The organism is Sphingomonas sp. Leaf257, from assembly GCF_001422185.1.
GTDB lineage: Bacteria > Pseudomonadota > Alphaproteobacteria > Sphingomonadales > Sphingomonadaceae > Sphingomonas > Sphingomonas yabuuchiae.
The window spans coordinates 245,296-263,308 of the sequence record NZ_LMMH01000012.1 but is presented as its reverse complement, the minus strand read 5'-3'; the positions used below and the strand labels follow the sequence as shown (position 1 = coordinate 263,308).

The 18,013-nt window shown below is 66.5% G+C and carries 19 protein-coding genes and 1 pseudogene; 12 read left to right on the top strand and 8 right to left on the bottom strand.

Translation table 11 applies throughout. The annotated features are described in order from the left end of the window. Positions 1-76 precede the first annotated feature (76 nt). Positions 77-583: a molybdenum cofactor guanylyltransferase gene (gene mobA, locus ASF14_RS09050; protein WP_076717016.1), complete on the bottom strand. Its 507-nt coding sequence runs from the start codon at positions 581-583 to the stop codon at positions 77-79. 10 nt (positions 584-593) lie between these two features. Then, entirely contained in the window at positions 594-2,882 is a 2,289-nt protein-coding gene (locus ASF14_RS09045) for an FdhF/YdeP family oxidoreductase (RefSeq protein ID WP_056434268.1), read from the bottom strand. A gap of 119 nt (positions 2,883-3,001) precedes the next feature. Between ASF14_RS09045 and trxB the strand changes: the two genes are divergently transcribed. Next, a complete protein-coding gene (gene trxB, locus ASF14_RS09040; RefSeq protein ID WP_056434266.1) occupies positions 3,002-3,970 on the top strand; it encodes a thioredoxin-disulfide reductase in 969 nt (322 codons plus the stop codon). Positions 3,971-4,162: 192 nt separating this feature from the next. Here the strand turns inward: trxB and ASF14_RS09035 are convergent, their stop codons facing one another. Then, on the bottom strand, positions 4,163-4,618 hold the full coding sequence (locus ASF14_RS09035; RefSeq protein WP_056434264.1) for a universal stress protein: 456 nt from the start codon (positions 4,616-4,618) through the stop codon (positions 4,163-4,165). A gap of 129 nt (positions 4,619-4,747) precedes the next feature. Between ASF14_RS09035 and ASF14_RS09030 the strand changes: the two genes are divergently transcribed. The 4 genes from ASF14_RS09030 (at position 4,748) to lpdA (ending at position 8,197) form a co-directional block, all read left to right on the top strand. Next, positions 4,748-6,088 carry a pyruvate dehydrogenase complex dihydrolipoamide acetyltransferase gene (locus ASF14_RS09030; RefSeq protein ID WP_056434262.1) on the top strand — a complete coding sequence of 447 codons (1,341 nt, stop codon included), beginning with the start codon at positions 4,748-4,750 and terminating at the stop codon, positions 6,086-6,088. A gap of 18 nt (positions 6,089-6,106) precedes the next feature. Continuing rightward, entirely contained in the window at positions 6,107-6,319 is a 213-nt protein-coding gene (locus ASF14_RS09025) for a hypothetical protein (protein WP_056434261.1), read from the top strand. Continuing rightward, entirely contained in the window at positions 6,316-6,711 is a 396-nt protein-coding gene (locus ASF14_RS09020; protein ID WP_056434259.1) for an acyl-CoA thioesterase, read from the top strand. The genes ASF14_RS09025 and ASF14_RS09020 overlap by 4 nt, the downstream gene beginning before the upstream one ends. Before the next feature lie 61 nt (positions 6,712-6,772). Further along, positions 6,773-8,197 carry a dihydrolipoyl dehydrogenase gene (lpdA, locus tag ASF14_RS09015; RefSeq protein ID WP_056434257.1) on the top strand — a complete coding sequence of 475 codons (1,425 nt, stop codon included), beginning with the start codon at positions 6,773-6,775 and terminating at the stop codon, positions 8,195-8,197. Between the two features lie 144 nt (positions 8,198-8,341). Here lpdA and ASF14_RS09010 read toward each other — a convergent pair whose 3' ends face one another. Beyond that, positions 8,342-8,746: an isochorismatase family protein gene (locus ASF14_RS09010; protein ID WP_201780565.1), complete on the bottom strand. Its 405-nt coding sequence runs from the start codon at positions 8,744-8,746 to the stop codon at positions 8,342-8,344. A gap of 276 nt (positions 8,747-9,022) precedes the next feature. On the opposite strand from ASF14_RS09010, the gene ASF14_RS09005 reads away from it, so the two are divergent. Both ASF14_RS09005 and ASF14_RS09000 read left to right on the top strand, forming a co-directional pair. After that, positions 9,023-10,405: a hypothetical protein gene (locus ASF14_RS09005; protein ID WP_056434256.1), complete on the top strand. Its 1,383-nt coding sequence runs from the start codon at positions 9,023-9,025 to the stop codon at positions 10,403-10,405. A 47-nt stretch (positions 10,406-10,452) separates the two neighbouring features. Continuing rightward, a complete protein-coding gene (locus ASF14_RS09000) occupies positions 10,453-10,791 on the top strand; it encodes a DUF3140 domain-containing protein (RefSeq protein WP_056434254.1) in 339 nt (112 codons plus the stop codon). Positions 10,792-11,096: 305 nt separating this feature from the next. Here the strand turns inward: ASF14_RS09000 and ASF14_RS08995 are convergent, their stop codons facing one another. Beyond that, the gene (locus ASF14_RS08995) at positions 11,097-12,851 is read right to left on the bottom strand and encodes a fatty acyl-AMP ligase (RefSeq protein WP_056434252.1); all 1,755 of its coding nucleotides are present in this window, start codon (positions 12,849-12,851) and stop codon (positions 11,097-11,099) included. A 130-nt stretch (positions 12,852-12,981) separates the two neighbouring features. Here ASF14_RS08995 and ASF14_RS08990 point away from each other — a divergent pair, with 130 nt between their 5' ends. The 5 genes and pseudogenes from ASF14_RS08990 to ASF14_RS20755 form a co-directional block, all read left to right on the top strand. After that, the gene (locus tag ASF14_RS08990; protein WP_236697004.1) at positions 12,982-13,512 is read left to right on the top strand and encodes a regulatory protein RecX; all 531 of its coding nucleotides are present in this window, start codon (positions 12,982-12,984) and stop codon (positions 13,510-13,512) included. A gap of 133 nt (positions 13,513-13,645) precedes the next feature. Continuing rightward, the gene (locus tag ASF14_RS08985; RefSeq protein ID WP_056434604.1) at positions 13,646-14,215 is read left to right on the top strand and encodes a cold-shock protein; all 570 of its coding nucleotides are present in this window, start codon (positions 13,646-13,648) and stop codon (positions 14,213-14,215) included. Then, the gene (locus ASF14_RS08980; RefSeq protein WP_056434247.1) at positions 14,212-14,703 is read left to right on the top strand and encodes a DUF192 domain-containing protein; all 492 of its coding nucleotides are present in this window, start codon (positions 14,212-14,214) and stop codon (positions 14,701-14,703) included. Before ASF14_RS08985 ends, ASF14_RS08980 begins: the two co-directional genes overlap by 4 nt. Before the next feature lie 340 nt (positions 14,704-15,043). Next, the gene (locus ASF14_RS08975) at positions 15,044-15,436 is read left to right on the top strand and encodes an NADH:ubiquinone oxidoreductase subunit NDUFA12 (protein WP_056434245.1); all 393 of its coding nucleotides are present in this window, start codon (positions 15,044-15,046) and stop codon (positions 15,434-15,436) included. A gap of 203 nt (positions 15,437-15,639) precedes the next feature. Continuing rightward, positions 15,640-15,873, top strand: a pseudogene (locus ASF14_RS20755) (DUF2155 domain-containing protein); the annotation flags it as partial. A gap of 35 nt (positions 15,874-15,908) precedes the next feature. Here the strand turns inward: ASF14_RS20755 and aat are convergent. The 3 genes from aat to ASF14_RS08955 form a co-directional block, all read right to left on the bottom strand. Next, a complete protein-coding gene (aat, locus tag ASF14_RS08965; protein ID WP_056434241.1) occupies positions 15,909-16,667 on the bottom strand; it encodes a leucyl/phenylalanyl-tRNA--protein transferase in 759 nt (252 codons plus the stop codon). Further along, positions 16,664-17,377 (bottom strand): ParA family protein, encoded by a 714-nt coding sequence (locus tag ASF14_RS08960; protein ID WP_056434239.1) that lies wholly within the window; start codon positions 17,375-17,377, stop codon positions 16,664-16,666. Before ASF14_RS08960 ends, aat begins: the two co-directional genes overlap by 4 nt. Before the next feature lie 124 nt (positions 17,378-17,501). Then, complete coding sequence (locus ASF14_RS08955; protein WP_056434238.1) at positions 17,502-17,888, bottom strand: hypothetical protein; 387 nt, start codon at positions 17,886-17,888, stop codon at positions 17,502-17,504. Positions 17,889-18,013 lie beyond the last annotated feature (125 nt).

Below are 18,013 nucleotides of genomic sequence, written 5' to 3'. Positions count from 1 at the left end.
GACTCGATTCTGTCGCGCTCCACACCATTCCGCCCCTGCAATGGGAGGAATGGTTTGCGCCGTCATGCCGTGCATGTCACAGCGCGGCGAGATCGGCGGGGGTGTTCACATTGGCGATCGGCTCGGGCGAGGCGATGGGGATCGCCCCGATCGCGCGTACCCAGCCGCGCACCGAACGATCCCGCCCGAGCGAGAGATGCGCCATCAGGTGCGCGCCAAGCGCGGCGGGCCACAGTCCCAGCACCGGCGCATCCTGGCAATAACTCGGCTCGCGACGCAGGATCGCCTCGATCAGCCCCTCGGGCAGGCGCGGCATGTCGCATCCGATGGTCAGCACACAACGAAAGCCATGGCTCGCGGCATAATCCAGCGCACCCGCGATCCCGCCGAGCGGGCCCAGGCCGGGGGCGGGCATGTCGGGCACCCCGTCCACGCCGCCGACCTGCACCACCCGCGCGCAATGCGGGGCGATGGTCGCACGGGCATGCGCCACCAGCGTCCGGTCGCCCAGCATCGCGATCGCCTTGTTCGATCCGAAGCGCGACGAGCGCCCGCCGGTCAGGACCGCACCCAATATACTCATGACGTCATGCTCATGCCTGGGCGCGCACCTTCACCGGCACCGACTTGCCTGCGGGGACATGGCTTTCCAGCGCATGATGCTCCAGCGGGATCAGATAGTTGAGCTCGGGATAATAGCCGCCGATGCATCCTTCGGGGATGTTGTACTCGACCACGCGCAGCCCTTCGACCACGCGCTCCTCGCCGTCATCGGCATCGCCCTCCAGCGCAATGGTCTGGCCATCGGTCAGGCCGAGGCGGGCGATATCGGCCTTGTTCATCATCGCCACCATCCGCGTGCCGCTGATCCCCCGGAAGCGATCGTCATAGCCATAGATGGTCGTGTTGAACTGGTCGTTGGAGCGCAGCGTGATCAGCCGCATCCGACCCTCGGCGGGGGTGATGCCCGAGGCATCCATGGCGCGGGGCACGTTGAACTCGGCCTTGCCGCTCTCCGTCTCCCATTGGCGGTGCGAGGCGGGATTGCCCTTCCAGAAGCCGCCCGGCTCGAACAGGCGTTCGTTGAAGTTGGCGAACTTGTCCGGATAGACATTCTCGATCGCGTCGCGGACCAGGCCATAGTCGCCGACCCACGCGTCCCACGGCACGTTCGGATTGGGTTCCAACACCGCCTTGGCGATCCCGGCGACGATGGCGGGTTCGGACAGCAGCGTATCGGCGGCGGGCGTCGCCTTGCCGACCGAGCCATAGATATGGCTGAACGAGTCCTCCATCGATACGGCCTGGCGACCGCCCTTCTGCATGTCCGTCTCCAACCGGCCGAGGCAGGGGAGGATATAGCTCTCTTCGCCCGGCACCAGATGGCTCTTGTTGAGCTTGGTGGCGATATGGACGGTAATGGGGAGCTTCGCCCACGCCGCCTTCATCTTGGCGTGCTCGGGCGTGGCGCGCAGGAAATTGCCGCCCAGCTGGACGAAGCCTTGTGCGGTCCCCGCGATGATCTGGCGGCACGCCTCGACCGTATCCCAGCCCTTCTCGGTCGGCGGCTCGAATTCGAACAGCTCCTTCAGCCGCTCGACGGGGGCGAGTTCGGTCTTCTCGGTGATGCCGACCGTGCGCTGGCCCTGCACGTTGCTGTGCCCACGCACTGGGCCCGGCCCGGCCCCCTCGCGCCCGATATTGCCGCGCAGCAGGAGCAGGTTCACGATCATGTGCAGCGCGTCGATGCCATAGCGATGCTGGGTGATGCCCATGCCGTACACCGCGATCACCCGCTCGGCCCGCATATAGACGCGCGCCGACTGTTCCAGCGCATCGCGGGTCAGGCCCGAATCGCGGACGATGTCGCTCCATGCGGCCTTGCGGCAGTAATTGGCGAAATCCTCGAACCGCGTGGTGTGCTGCTCGATAAAGTGATGGTCGAGGATGCGCTTGCCACCCTTGGCGATGGCGCGGTCATCCTCTTCGATCACCAGCTTGCAGATCCCGGTCAGCGCGGCGATGTCGCCGCCCGCCTTCACCTGATGATATTGGGTCGAGATGTCGGTCGAGCTGCCGGTCAGCATTTGCACGGGGTTCTGCGGCGAGGCGAAACGCTCCCAACCGCGCTCGCGCAGCGGATTGAAGGTCACGATCTCCACCCCGCGCTTGGCGCAGGCTTGCAGGTTGTGGAGCATGCGCGGTGCGTTGGTCGCGACATTCTGCCCGAAGGAGAAGATCGCGTCGCACTTGTCGTAATCCTCCATCTGGATCGTCGCGACGGGTGATCCGATGGCGGACTTCAGGCCGACCGAGGTGGTCTCGTGGCACATGTTCGAGCTGTCGGGCAGGTTCTGCTGCCCCCACATCCGTGCGAACAGCGAATACATGAACGAGGTTTCGAGGCTCGCGCGGCCCGAGGCATAGAGCACCACCTTGGTCGGATCGCAGCTCTTCAGCTTGGTGCCGATCGCGGCGAACGCCTCGTCCCAGCTGACCGCGACATATTTGTCCGACGCGCGGTCGTACCGCATCGGATGGGTCAGGCGCCCCGCCTGCTCCAAGTCATGGTCGGGCCAGGCCTCCAGTTCCTTGACACTATGTTTGGCGAAGAAATCCGGCGTGACGCGCAAGCTGCTGAGTTCCCACGCGGTCGCCTTGGCGCCGTTCTCGCAGAATTCGGCGATGTGCGGCTTGGCCGGTTTGCCCCAGGCGCAGCTGACGCACATCACCCCGCCGGGCTTGTTCTGGCGACGCAGCGTATCGAGCGTCTCCGGGCCCAGGCCTTCCTTGGGGAGGATCTTGGCCATGCCCTTCATCGAACCCCAACCGCCGGCGGGGGCGGTATATTCGGTGATCTTCACATCGTCGTCGTCGCGCATCGGGCAAATCTCCACTTACAATGCGCAACGAAGCAGGTGCGGATTGGCCGCATGAGAAGCGGTTCATTTTTGGACGAGCAGCGCCTATCTGGAGGCAAATCGTTTCACAGGATTCGGACATGACCACCCACACCACGCGTATGCTCATCCTCGGCTCGGGCCCCGCCGGGCTCTCCGCCGCCATTTACGGCGCGCGTGCGGGGATGCAGCCGATCGTGGTGCAGGGCATCCAGCCGGGCGGCCAGCTGACCACCACCACCGATGTCGAGAATTATCCCGGTTTCGCCGACGTCATCCAGGGCCCCTGGCTGATGGAGCAGATGCAGAAGCAGGCCGAGCATGTCGGTGCGCGGATGATGTGGGACACGATCACGGAGGTCGACCTGACCAACCGTCCCTTCCGCCTGATCGGCGACGGCGGCGATGTCTATGAGGGCGAGGTGCTGGTCATTGCCACCGGTGCGCAGGCCAAGTGGCTGGGCCTGGACAGCGAGGACGCGATGAAGGGCAAGGGCGTGTCCGCCTGCGCGACCTGCGACGGCTTCTTCTATCGCGGCAAGAAGGTCGCGGTGATCGGCGGCGGCAATACCGCGGTCGAGGAGGCGCTGTACCTGACCAACCATTCCGACGACGTGACGCTGATCCACCGCCGCGACAGCTTGCGCGCCGAACGCATCCTGCAGGAGCGGCTGTTCGCGCACCCGAACGTCAAGGTGCTCTGGAACAAGGAAGTACGCGAGTTCGTCGACGGCGGCGGCAATGCGGGCCTGGTCGCGCTCGATCTGGTCGATACGGTGACGGGCGAGCATAGCCGTCTGGACGTCGAGGGCGGCTTCGTCGCAATCGGCCATCACCCGGCGACCGAGCTGTTCCGGGGGCATCTGGAGCTGGATTCGGACGGCTATATCGCGGTCGAGACGGGCTCGACCCGGACCAGCGTGCCGGGCGTGTTTGCGTGCGGCGACGTGGCGGACAAGGTCTATCGTCAGGCGGTGACGGCGGCGGGCACCGGCTGCATGGCCGCGCTGGACGCCGAGCGTTTCCTGGCGGCGGCCGAGTTCGAGGACATGGCCAAGGCGGCGGAGTAACTGCGCGCATTCCTCCCCTGCAAGGAGTGGCAGGTGGATTGCCTCTCAGGCAATCCAGATCATGCCGGGGGCATGATCGACCTGCCACTGGGGACCGCCGCGAAGCGGTGGTGGAGGGGTGTCACCATTAGCGTGGACACCCCTCCGTCAGTCCTGCGGACTGCCACCTCCCCTTGCAGGGGAGGAATTTTCTTAGCTTAACCGGTCGATCGCCTCGGGCGTCAGCGACCCCGGGATCATCATCACCGGCACGGGCAGCGCGCCCGCGTCGGTGCCGGAAAAGTGGCTGACCAGCTTGCCCGGCGCGCCGCTGGCCGCTGCGCCCAGCACCAGCGCGGCGATGTCCGGATTGGCCGCGATAATCTCGCGGATCACCTTCGGACCGTCGCCTTCGCGCACCGTGATCGAGGGGCGCAGGCCCGATTCGTCCAGGATCGTTCCCGCCGCGCTGGCGAGTAGCGCCTCGGCCTGCTGGCGGGCTTCGTCCTCGATCGTCGCCTGGACGCCGCCGAACGCGATGAACTCCTGCGGTGGCAACACGGTCAGGATTTCGATGCCCCCGCCGGTCTTCACCGCACGCCGGGCGGCGAAGCGCAATGCGATTTTCGATTCCGGACTGTCGTCGATCACGACCAGATAGATACGCATGGCGGCCCCCAAATTGTGTACCACGGATGCCGTTACTTAGTATTTCGTGCAAGGCCATGACTTGACCGAGCGCAATTCGGGCGCAAGAGACGGGCCGCTACGGAATTCGTTTTCCCCGAGAGGACCTCCATGTCGATCGAGATTAAGATGCCCGCGCTGTCGCCGACCATGGAGGAAGGCACGCTGGCCAAATGGCTGGTGAAGGAAGGGGACACAGTGAAGTCCGGCGATATCATGGCCGAGATTGAAACCGACAAGGCCACCATGGAATTCGAGGCGGTGGACGAAGGCGTCATCGCCAAGATCCTCGTCTCCGAGGGCTCCGACAATGTGAAGGTCGGCACCGTCATCGCGATCCTGGCCGAAGAGGGCGAGGATGCCTCGTCGGTCCAGGCGCCTTCGAAGTCGGAAACTCCGGCTCCGGCCAACCCCATGCCGACCGACCCGGCCGATCCCAACAAGACCGGCAGCGAAGCCAAGCCCGCCGAGCGTACGCTCGAGCAGGCCGAGGATCACGGCAAGCCCGCCGATTCGGGCAAGCCGGCCAGCAACGGCGGCCGCGCGATCGCCAGTCCGCTGGCGCGCCGCATCGCCTCGCAAAAGGGCCTCGACCTGTCGGCGCTGACCGGCTCGGGCCCGAACGGCCGCATCGTGAAGGCCGACGTCGAGAACGCGCAGCCGGGCCAGGCCAAGGCCGCCGCTCCCGCCGCGTCGACCTCGGCTCCGGCGGAAACCGCCTCGGCCCCGGCCGCAGCGCCCAAGCCCGCCCAGGTGCCGGACATCCCGCACGAAGCGTCGAAGCTGTCGAACATGCGCAAGACGATCGCGCGTCGCCTGAGCGAATCGAAGCAGCAGGTTCCGCACATCTATCTGACGGTGGACATCCGTCTCGACGCGCTGCTGAAGCTGCGTGGCGAATTGAACGCCGGTCTCGAATCGCGCGGCGTCAAGCTGTCGGTCAACGACATGCTGATCAAGGCGCTGGGTGTCTCGCTGATGGCGGTGCCGAAGTGCAACGTCATGTTCACCCCGGACCAGCTGATCAGCTTCAAGCGCGCCGACATCTCGGTGGCGGTGTCGACCCCGGCTGGCCTGATCACCCCGATCGTGTCGGAGGCCGATACGCGCTCGCTGTCGTCCATCTCGACCACGATGAAGGACCTGGCGGCCCGCGCCCGCGACAACAAGCTGCAGCCGCATGAATTCCAGGGCGGCACGGCGTCGATCTCGAACATGGGCATGTTCGGCATCAAGCAGTTTGAGGCGGTCATCAACCCGCCGCAGGGCATGATCCTGGCGATCGGCGCGGGCGAGAAGCGTCCGTACATCGTCGACGATCAGCTCGGCGTGGCGACCGTCATGTCGGCGACCGGCAGCTTCGACCACCGTGCCATCGACGGGGCCGACGGCGCCGAGCTGATGAAGGTGTTCAAGGAACTGGTCGAGCGCCCGCTCGCCATGCTGGCCTGATAGGACAGGGCGGGGGCCATGCGGGTCGGGATCGAGCTGTTCTATATCGGCCTGGGGCTGGTGGCGGCGCTCGTCATGACCTGGGCCGCCGCCTGGGCCTATCCGCTGGCCCGCACCGAAATCTGGTGGTGCGGGGCGGGGGCGGCGCTTGCGACGGTGGTGATGGGCATCGGCCCGCTCCACCGCGCCCGCATCGCCGACCGCATGGCCCGGAGGCATAGCGAACAATGAGCACGCTGCCCGATCAGCACCCCACCATCCGCGTCACCGCCATGCCGTCGGACGCCAATCCGTATGGCGATATCTTCGGCGGCTGGCTGATGGGCCAGATGGATTTGGCGGCGGGTTCGGTGGCCTCGCGCCACTCCGGCGGCCGCGCGGTCACGATCGCGGCGGAGGGAATGAAGTTCCACGCCCCCGTGCTCGTCGGCGACGAGGTTTCGGTCTATGCCACCCTCGTCCGCGTCGGCAACACGTCGATGACCATCGAGGTCGAGGCCTGGCGCCGCGCCCGCCATATGGAGGACGCGACCAAGGTCACCCAGGCGCGCTTCGTGTTCGTCGCGACCGACCAGGACCGCAAGCCGCGCACCGTTCCGCCGATGGCCCCGGCGCGAGACTGAAATCTACTCGGGGATAGTCCCCCGCGCATCCTGATGGTGCGTGTTCAGAAGGAAGAGCAAAGTGGCTGACACTTACGACCTTATCGTCCTCGGCTCGGGTCCCGGCGGTTATGTCGCGGCGATACGCGCGAGCCAGCTTGGCCTGAAGGTCGCGATCGTCGAGCGCGAGCGGCTGGGCGGCATCTGCCTCAACTGGGGCTGCATCCCGACCAAGGCGCTGCTGCGCTCGGCCGAGGTCTATCATTACATGACCCATGCCGCGCAGTACGGCCTGTCGGTCGAGAAGCCCTCGTTCAGCCTCGACAAGGTGGTCGATCGCAGCCGCAAGGTGGCGGGCCAGCTCAACGCGGGCGTCAAGGGCCTGATGAAGAAGAACAAGGTGACGGTTGTCGAGGGCGTCGGCACGATCACCGGCGCCGATAAAAATGGGGGCAAGCTGTCGGTCGTCCAGGGCGACAAGACCACCGAGCTGACCGCCAAGCACATCATCGTCGCCACCGGCGCGCGTGCCCGCGACCTGCCCTTCGCCAAGGCGGATGGCGAGCGCATCTGGACTTATCGCCATGCGATGGTGCCGCCCGCCATGCCGACCAAGCTGCTGGTCATCGGATCGGGCGCGATCGGCGTCGAGTTCGCCAGCTTCTACAACGACATGGGCGCGGAAGTGACCATCGTCGAGATGCTCGACCGGATCATGCCGGTCGAGGACGCCGAAGTCAGCGAGTTCATGACCAAGCAGCTGACCAAGTTCGGCATGACCATCAAGACCAAGACGGGCCTTGAGAAGCTGGAAGCGACGGCCTCGGGCGTGAAGGCCGCGATGAAGGGCCCGGACGGCAAGGTCGAGACCGCCGAGTTCAGCCATGCGATCGTCGCCATCGGCATCGTCCCCAACACCGAGAATATCGGTCTGGAGAAGCTCGGCATCGAAACCGATCGCGGTCACATCAAGACCGACGGCTATGGCCGCACCAATGTCGACGGCATCTGGGCGATCGGCGACGTGACCGGCGCACCGTGGCTGGCGCACAAGGCGAGCCATGAGGGCGTGATCGCCGCCGAGGCCATTGCCCAGGCGCTGGGCAACAAGGATGTCCACCCGCACGCGATGGACAAGGGCAATATCCCGGGCTGCACCTATTCGCGACCGCAGGTCGCGTCGGTCGGCTTCACCGAGGCGAAGGCCAAGGAAGCTGGTTATCAGGTGAAGGTCGGCAAGTTCCCCTTCATCGGTAACGGCAAGGCGATCGCGCTGGGCGAGGCCGAGGGTTTCGTGAAGACCGTGTTCGACGCCAAGACCGGCGAACTGCTGGGTGCGCACATGGTCGGCGCGGAAGTGACCGAGATGATCCAGGGCTATGTCGTCGCCCGCCAGCTGGAGACGACCGAGGCCGAGCTGATGGAAACGGTGTTCGCGCACCCGACCATCTCGGAATCGATGCACGAGTCGGTGCTCGCCGCTTACGGGCGCGCGATCCACATCTGATTTTTTGCGTCATGGGTTATGGGGAAGGGGCTCGCTGCGGCGGGCTCCTTTTTCGTTGGGGGTAGCGTGGCCTTCGACTTCGCTCAGGCCGAACGGGGTGAGGGGATCAGCCAAACAGCCGTTCAGGCTGAGCGAAGTGAACCCTCACAACCGAGCCAATACCGCCTCACTCCCCACCACCTCGGCGAAATCCGCCGCCAGCAAGCCCATGGTGACGTCGAAGATCACCCCCGCCTCCAACCCGGCGGAGGGCAGGTCGAACCCGATCACCCCGTCGCGCACCACCGTCACGCCAAATCCCAGGTCCGCCGCCGCGCGCACTGTCGAATTGACACAGAACCCCGCCACGGCCCCCACGACATGGATATGCATGATCCCCTGGCTGCGCAGATGGGCCTCCAGTTCGCTCGTCGCAAAGGCCGACGAGCTGCGCTTCACGAACACCGCCTCGCCGGGCCGTTCCACTGCACAGGCCATGGGCGGATAGCCGGGGGCATCGGGATGCAAAGGTGAAGCGGGATCGGCGGCTGCATGGCGAATGTGGATCACCGGGCGCTAGTTACGTCGAAAAGCGTCTGCGAGCGTTGCTATCGTCGCAGGCGCATCCGGATGGATATGGGGCCGCCCCGCCTCGATCCGGTGCTGCATCTCCATCTGCATGTCGATGATGACCAGTGCCGTGTCGCTATCTACCCGCTTGCCCCCGATTGATGTCTGCCCCGCTTAGGCGAGGTCAGGTGGCGCGCCTATCCCCGCGCTACCACGGCGACATGGCGCATTCCGCTTGCGAAACATCCGGCATTGGCCGCATCGGTCATATCCGTCATGACCCGAACCCATAGCCACCGCCTGCGCATCGTCGTCGCGGCCCTGATCCTGTTCGGGCTCAGCGTCATCGTCTTCGCGCCGGGCTTCGTTCAATATGACAGCGTGGGCCAATACGCCCAGGCCCTGACCGGAGAATATGACGACTGGCACCCGCCGATCATGGCGCGGCTCTGGGCGCTGTTCGCGGCGCACGGGGCTGGGCCGATGCTGGTGCTGCAACTGGCGGGATGGTGGCTGGGGTTGGGAGCATTGGCGGCGGCGATCGTCGACCGGCGACCGCGCGGCGCGCTTCTGGTGCTGGCGGTCGGGCTGGTGCCGCCATGGCTCGGCTGGCAGGTCGCGATCCTGAAGGATGCACAGATGACCGGCGCCACGTTGGGCGCGGTCGGGATCATCGGATGGTGGCGGCTGCGGGGGCGGGCGGTGCCGCGCGGAGCCTGGGCCGTAGCGGGGCTGTTGCTGGCCTATGCTGCGCTGGTCCGCGCCAATGCGATCTTTGCGATTGCCCCGCTCGTCGCGTTGCTGGTCACGGAGCGCTGGCCGCGCCGGATCGCGATCACCGTGGCGCTGACGCTCGCGACGCTGGCGGCGGCGCCTTTCGTCAACCACCGGCTGCTGGGCGCGGCGGACAGCGGCGTGGCGCGGACCCAGGCGCTGTACGATCTGGCGGGGATCGCGGTGCGCGTGCCTTATGACCCCCGGCTGGGCCTGTCCCCTGTCGAGGTGGCGGACATCCGCGCCAAGCATTGCGTGAAGCCCTTCTTCTGGGACCCGCTGGGCGAGCCTGCCCGCTGCGGCACCCGGCTCCAGCGGTTCGAGACGACCCCGCCGGGGCAGATCTACGCCAAGCTCGCGCCCGCGATCCTGCATCATCCGCTCGCCTATGCCGCGCAACGGCTGGCGCATGTCAATTCGACCTGGCGCTTCTGGGTGCCCGCGCGCTGGATCAATGCCGCCCCGCCGCAGGGGAGCGAGCCGAACGACTATCATCTCGGGCAGCCGGGCCGAACCGCGCTGGCGTGGCAGAAGATGGCGGGGCTCTGGGTCGATGTGCCGGTCATGTGGCCGATCGTCTGGCTGGTGCTTGCCGCCGGGGGGTTGGCGGTGACGCGCGGCCACGGCTTTGCGGGGGCGCTGTTCGGCTCGGCGCTGGGGCTGGAGGCCAGCTTCCTGGTCATCAGTGTAGCGTCGGATTTCCGCTATCATCTGTGGCCGATCATGGCGTGCGCGCTGGGGATGATATTGGCCAAGCCGTGGCGGGGCGACCGGCGGATCGTGTGGGCGACGGGGGCCGTGCTGGCGGCGGTCCTGATCGTCGGCGGGATCGCGCGCGTGACCCTGCCGCTGCCGCCGCAAAGCTATGACGCGATGCTGATCTGAACCCCAAAGCCCGCGCGCGGCGTTGACCACCCCGAAAGGAGCCGCGCATGGCCGACGATCACGAACAGGTTTACGCCGATTTCAAGGAGGCCGTGAACTTGGCCCCGGCCGAGTTGGAGAAGTTTCTGGACTCCGATGAATCGCAGGACGTCGGCCAGAAAAAGGGCGGCTCGGGCGAAAGCGTCGGTCATGAGTCGGGCCGCCGCATCGTCGAGATCAAACGCAAGAAGAAGGCCGATCTGTCCGACGAGGACTATGCGCATATGAAGAAAGTGGTCGGCTATGTGCACCGGCATCTGAAGCAGGGCGGGCCGGACAAGGATGTCGAGCATTCGCCGTGGCGCTATTCGCTGATGAACTGGGGGCATGATCCGCTGAAGGATTAAGGGGCCCACTCTTCCCGCGTTCTGTGCCCCGACCGCCGTTCAGCCTGAGCGAAAGCGAAGGCCAAGATCACCCGACTGCCCCAGCAGACGTACCACCCCGGCGAAGGCCGGGGTCCAGTTGGGATGGACCAGCGAGGGGGCCACGGGCTTGGTGGATACGGGACCCCGGCCTCCGCCGGGGTGGGGGGTGAGGCGTGGGCGGTACGTGGCCTTCGACTTCGCTCAGGCTGAACGGAGGTGGGGAATAGGGCATGGAAAAAGGGCGCGGTCTTTCGACCGAGCCCCTTCCTCAAATCCCAGGAAAATCAGGCCGCGACGTCGTACGGCTTGATCTCACCCGCCAGATACAGGTTGCGGGCCTTGGCGCGGCTCAGCTTGCCCGAGCTGGTGCGGGGCAGGGTGCGCGGCGGGATCAGTTCGATCACGCAGTTCATACCCGTCACCGCACGCACGCGCTCGCGGATTTCGTCGCGCAGGCGCAGGCGCTCCTCATCGTCCGAGCTGCGGCACTGGACCAGCACGGCGGGGGTTTCCTCGCCGCCCGGCGTGGTGATGGCGAAGGCGGCGATGTCGCCGGCCTTGAAGCCCGGCAGCTGCTCGACCGCCCATTCGATGTCCTGCGGCCAGTGGTTGCGGCCGTTGACGATGATCATGTCCTTGGCGCGGCCGACGATGTAGATATAGCCCTTGGACATGTAACCCATGTCGCCGGTGTCGAGCCAGCCATCGACCAGGCAGGCATCGGTCGCGGCCTGGTCGCGGAAATAGCCGACCATGACCGACGGGCCCTTGCACCAGACCTTGCCGATCGCACCATCGGGCAGGGGGGTGCCGTCCTCCTCGCGGATTTCGATCACCATGTCGCGCGCGGGCTTGCCGCAATTGACGATGGCGCGGAAACGCTGCGGCCGGTCGGTGCCTTGCGCGCCGCCCGACAGCTGGGTTTCCTCGACCAGTTCGACGCGGATGCCTTCGCCCGGCGGCATGATCGACACGGCCAGCGTCGCTTCCGCCAAGCCATAGGACGGCAGGAAGGCGGTGGCGGGGAAGCCCGCATCGGCAAAGGCGTCGACGAAGGACTGCATGACGTCGGGACGGATCATATCCGCGCCATTGCCCGCGATCCGCCAGCGCGACAGGTCGAACCGGTCCGACGCCTTGGTCTGCGACGAGATGCGGCGCGCGCAAATGTCATAGCCGAAGGTCGGCGAATAGCTGACCGACGTACCCGGATTGCGGCTGATCATGTCCAGCCACGCGAGCGGACGGCGCGCGAAATCCTCGGTCTTCAGATAATCGGTCGAGACTTGGTTGGCGATGGGCGATAGGAAGCAGCCGACCAGACCCATGTCGTGATACCAGGGCAGCCAGGAAATGCAGCGATCGCTCTCCTGAATCTTCATGCCATGGCTGTGCGCCGCCAGATTGTTCAGGAGCGCATGATGGGTGATCGCCACGCCATGCGGGAAGCGGGTCGAGCCGCTGGAATATTGAAGATAGGCGATCGCTTCCGGATCGGCCTTGGGCAGTTCGGTCTCGGGGGCCGCACGCGTGGCGAAGCTGTCCCAGTCGATCCCTTCGCAGCCCGCGGCCTCGGCGGCGGCACCCGCCATCTGGGCCAGTTCGGGGGGGAAGATCAGCATCTTGGGGTCGCAGCTGGCGAGCTGGACGCGCAACTGCTCGATATAGCTGTCCCGCCCGCCGAACGAGGTCGGCAGCGGCAGCGGCACCGGCCAGGCGCCCGCATAGACCACGCCGAAGAACAAAGCGGCGAATTCCGGCCCCGTCTCGGCGACCAGCGCGATGCGATCCTCGGGCTTCACGCCGCTGGCGATCAGGCGGCGGGCGCAGGTCAGCGCATCCTCGCGCAGTTCGGCGAAGGGATAGGGCCGCGACAGGGTGCCGCGCGCGTCGTGGAAGTTCAGGCCGCGCGTACCCGAGGCAGCATAGTCCAGCGCTTCGCCCAGCGTGTCGAAGTCGGCGAAGCGGCGCGGCAGCGCATCCTCGGTCGGCGTCGCGATGATGGCGCGCGCGTCGTCCTGATGGTGCTCGATCGTCATGGCCTTGCCTTCGTTCCTTATGCTTTTGCGTCCCCGCAAAGTGATCGCGCGGGTACGAGTGATTCTTTTCCACCATCAAATGGCGGCTTCCCGCGTTCTAAATCCGGTGTCAGTGTGGCACAAACAAGGCGTGTCCGCCGATCGTCGCCCCCCCAAACCCCTTGATCCCAAAACGCTGGAAACTCTCGCGCTACGGTATGTCGAGCGATTTGCCACGACCGAAGGCAAGCTGGTCGATTACCTGACTCGCAAGCTGCGCGAAAGGGGGTGGGTGGGGGAAGGGCCGCCCGACCCGCGCGGGCTGGCGGGGCGGATGGTCGAACTCGGCTATATCGACGATCGCGCCTATGCGGAGGCCAAGGCCGCCTCGCTCGCCCGGCGGGGTATGGGCGCGCGTCGCGTGGCGCAGGCCTTGCACGCCGCACGCGTCGGGGCGGAGGATCACGAGGCGATCGCACCGCAAGTGGCGGAGGCGGCGCGCGAGGCCGCCCTGGCCTTTGCCCGGCGGCGGCGAATCGGGCCTTTCGGCGATGGCGAGGCGGACCGCGCGGTGCGCGAGAAGCAGTTTGCGGCGATGATGCGCGCCGGACACGGGACAAATCTGTCGCGGCGTATCGTTTCTGCCGCGCCCGGCGAGATCATCGACGACGAGGATTTCTGATCCCGCGCAAGAATATACGCCGCTAGACCTAACTTTTTGCGCCGTCGTCCCACTCCGGACCAGCAAAAAAGCGAACGTCATTGCATTGCGGGTGCGAACAATGATGCTAGCCTCGGGGCACAAGGGTGCGATGATGCTGGAAGAAACGCCAATTCAAGGGGGCGGCATCGACAGCGAAACGGCGGAAACGGCCGTAAGGCTGGCGGGGGTCGTAAAATGGTTCGACGTGACGCGGGGTTTCGGCTTCGTCGTGGCGGACGATCCGATCTATGGGGATGTGCTGGTGCACTTCTCCGTGTTGCAGGCGCATGGGCGACGCAGCCTGCCCGAGGGCGCGCGCGTCGAGTTGCTGGGCGCGCGCGGCGGGCGGGGCTATCAGGCGCGCGAAGTGCTGACCATCGACCTGACCCATGCGGTGCCGGAGGCTCCCAAGCGGCCCCGCTCGCCCGACCGGATCGATCCGGTGGCGTTGGTCGACGAGGCGGGCGATCCGGAGCAGGTCGCGGTCAAATGGTTCAACCGGCTGAAAGGCTATGGTTTCCTGCTGCGGGATCGTGACGGGGCGGACATATTTGTCCATATGGAGACGCTGCGTCGCGGCGGGATCCTGGATGTCGAACCCGGTCAGCCGCTGGCGGCGCGCGTGGTCGAGGGGCCGAAAGGCCCCCTGGCGGTCGTCGTGACGCCGAGAGGAGCCGGATGATACGGATGAGTGTGATGGCGCTGGCCTTGGCCGGTGCCGGGTTGGCGGGGTGTTCGGCGGAGAAATCGTCTTCCGAAGCGACGGAACAGTCGGGGCGCCAGATCGCGACCGTGCCCGTCACCATCAGGACGGCGCAGGGCCAGCACCGATTCCATGTCGAGGCCGCGCGCACCTCTGCCGAGCAGGCGCAGGGGCTGATGTACCGCACCGACCTGAAGCCCGATGGCGGCATGTTGTTCGCCCCCTATCCGCCCGACGGTGGGGCTCCGCGCGAGGCGAGCTTCTGGATGAAGAACACGCCGACGCCGCTCGACATCCTGTTCATCCGCGCCGACGGCACCATCGCGCGGATCGCGGAAAATACCGTGCCGTTCAGCGAGGCGCAGATCCCCTCTGGCGAGCCGATTGCCGCCGTATTGGAGTTGGTCGGCGGGCGCTCGGCGGAATTGGGGATATCGGAGGGCGATTCGGTTTCCTGGCCCAAGTGATCGCCTGAGGTAGATCGTTTTTCAACCAAGTCGCTGCCTTTTCGCAGGTGGGGGCTTATGCGACGGTGCCTTGCCCCGCACTTCTCCCCTCCCGCAGGCGAGTTTCAGGTCGGTCATGCCCCCGGCATGACCTAAACGATGCGGGGCATCGTTTACCTGAAACTGGGCTGGGGGAGGGCAAGGTGTCTCACCGAGCCTGTCACCTGCCGCCATGCGCGCCCCGGCCCCCGTCTTTCGGCCGAAAAGAGGAGGCTTCAAGCAGAGGAATGAACCAAGCCCTCCCCTCCACTAGACACGAACGCGGTTGAAGGGCGGCGACAGCCGGGCTACACGGCGCGTCATGGGCATCAACCTCAATCCCTTCACCTGGTGGAATGGCGCCACCATCGGAACCTGGTTCGGTCTGCGCGGCAAGGCGCAGGTTGGCGAGGACGCGCATGGCAACGTCTATTATGAGGGCGGCACCGACACCGCCGGCCGCGCGCGCCGCTGGGTGATCTATAACGGCTCGAACGATGCCAGCCGGGTTCCGGCGGAATGGTTCAGCTGGCTGCATCATCAGGTCGACGATGTGCCCGACCGCTCGCTGCCGCCGCGTCGCGCGTGGCAGAAGCCCGCAATCCCGAACATGACCGGCACCGCCATGGCCTATCGCCCCTCGGGCGCGCTCGAAAAGGGTGGTCAGCGCCAGGCCGCGACCGGCGACTACGAAGCCTGGACCCCCGAGGGGTGAAGACGTCGCGCTGGCTGGCCAGCGGTGCGCTGGTCGCCTTGCTGGGGGTCGGCGGCTGGTTCGGCTATCAGGCGCTGACCGATCGCGGCGGCGACACGGCCGAATCGGCGGTCAGCCAGATCCTGCCCGACAGCCCCGGCGCCGCGTCGGGGATCGAATCGGTCGACGGTGCGCAGGCGACACTGCCGAGTGGCGGCACCCCGATGGCCGAGCGCGTCGCGGTGATCGGCCTGCTCAACAAGCGCAACGGCGTTTCGCGAGACCTGACGCTGAAGCCCGGCCAGGCGGTGCGCGTTGGCGATGTCGTGGTGCGCCTGCGCGCCTGCGAGAAGACGGCATCGTGGGAGGCGGAGCAGCTGACCGGCGCATTCGTGCAGCTGGACGTGCGTGGTGCCAATCAGCGGTGGCAGCGTGTCTTTTCAGGCTGGCTCTACAAGGAGCGGCCTGCGCTCAACGTCGTGCTTCACCCGGTCTATGACGTCTGGGCCAAGAGCTGCACAATGTCCTGGCCCGAAACGGGGCCGGAGACAGTCCCGGCCTCATTGCCCGGCACCACCCCCAAGCGGTCGAGCGCCGCGAAGTCGCCCGATGCCGATACCCCGGCGGCGGAAGCGCCCGGTGCCACGACCCCCGCCAATGCGTCGGACAGCAGCGCGACATAATCCTCGCGCCCGATCTCGATCGCGCCCATGGTCGACAAATGGCTGGTCTGGAACTGGCAGTCGAGCAGGCTGTATCCGCCGGCCCGCAACCGCGCGACCAGCCAGACCATCGCCACCTTGGACGCATCGGTCCGGCGGCTGACCATCGACTCGCCGAAAAAGGCGCGGCCCAGCGCCAGCCCGTAAAGCCCGCCGACCAGCTCGTCGCCGTCCCAGCATTCGATCGAATGGGCAAAGCCCATGTCGAACAGGTCGATGAACACCCGCTCGATCGCATAGTTGATCCAGGTCTCGGGCCGGTCCGGGACGCTTTCGGCACAGAGGCGGATGATCGATTCGAAGGCGGTGTCGGCGGTGACGCGGAACCGGTCCTTCGCCACCGTCTTGCGGAGCGAGCGGGACAGGTGAAAACCATCGAGCGGCAGGACGGCGCGCTTGCGCGGCTCGACCCAATAGACATGATCGGTGTCGCGCGTGTCCGCCATCGGGAACACCCCGACCGCATAGGCCCCCAGCACCAGATGCGGCGTCAGCCGTTCGGGCGGGCCGGGATCGTCGCGGCGGCTCATCCCCCCGCCAGTCGCCGCTCGACGCTGCGCCACAGATCGGCATAGGCCTGGGCGGCGCTGCTGCGTGGAGCAAAGGCCCCCAGAGGCGCGCGATGCTCGCCCATCGCCTCGACCAGGCTGGCCATCGGGATGATCGGCCAGTCGGGGTGCGCGGCCAGTGCCTCTGAATGAAGGCGGCGGCGGCGGTCGACCATGACATGCACGGGCAGCAGGGGCACGCGGCCCCGGACATGGCCGTCCGCCACCTCCAGCGCGCGGGTAGAGAGCGCGGACGGTACGACCGGCACGACGATCAGGTCGACGGCGCGCAACACCTGCTCGGTCGTCTCGGTCAGGCCGGGCGGGCAATCCAGGATCACGCTGTCATAATCGTCCAGCCCGTCGATCAGCTTGCCGAGCCGCTTCTTCTTCTCGATCGTATGGAACAGATGGTCCAGACCGCGCAGCGAATCATCGGCGCCGATCAGCGACAGCCGGGGAATGTCGGTCTGGCGGACCAGTCGCTCGGCGGAGATGTCGCGGGAGAATACGGCCTGTGCCCGGTCGCCGCGCGCGGGGCCGCCCAGCAGCCAGGTCGAGGCGGCCTGCGGGTCAAGATCCCATAACAAGGTGCGACGCGCGCACAGGTTGGCGGCGCACCAGGCCAGATTGACCGCCATGCTGGTCTTTCCGACGCCCCCCTTCAGGCTGTAGATCGCGATCGCGGCCACGGCTTTTCTCTCCGACCTCCCGACACGGCCCAAAGAAAAGGCCGACGGAGATATCCCCGCCGGCCGGTTTTCGATCAAGTCCTTATCGTCGATCAAGCGACGCCAAGGACGGATTGAACGCGAATCAGATGTGGCAGACCAGCGCGGCCTTCTTCGGCGTGGTCAGGGTGACGGCCTTTTCGTCGCCGGTCATCTTCCAGCCGCCTTCGGCGGTCAGCGGCTCACCGGCGGCGGGCGCCTTCAGCACGACGGGGGTTTCGCCTTCCTTCAGACGGACATTGGCCTGCTTGTCGCCCTGGAAGAAGGTGACGTAGACGAGGCTGTTGTCCTTGCAGCGGAAGGTCTTGTCCGCCTTGATCGCGGGCGGCAGCTCGACCGGGGCGCGGTTGGCGAGCACGTTGGCCATCGGGTCGGGATTGGTGTCGACGACCTCGGGCTGGCTGGGCTTGGAATTGCACGCGGCCAAAGCGAGCAGCGGTGCGGCGACGATGAGGGGGAGGAGGCTCTTCATAGCGGGGCGGTGCTTCGCAAATGCAGCAACCCGGCGTCAAGCATGACCTGTGCGTTAACCTGCCTCGACGACCAACATTTTGCCGATCAACCGTGAGCGCTCCCACCTTATGCTTGGCGGGGGCC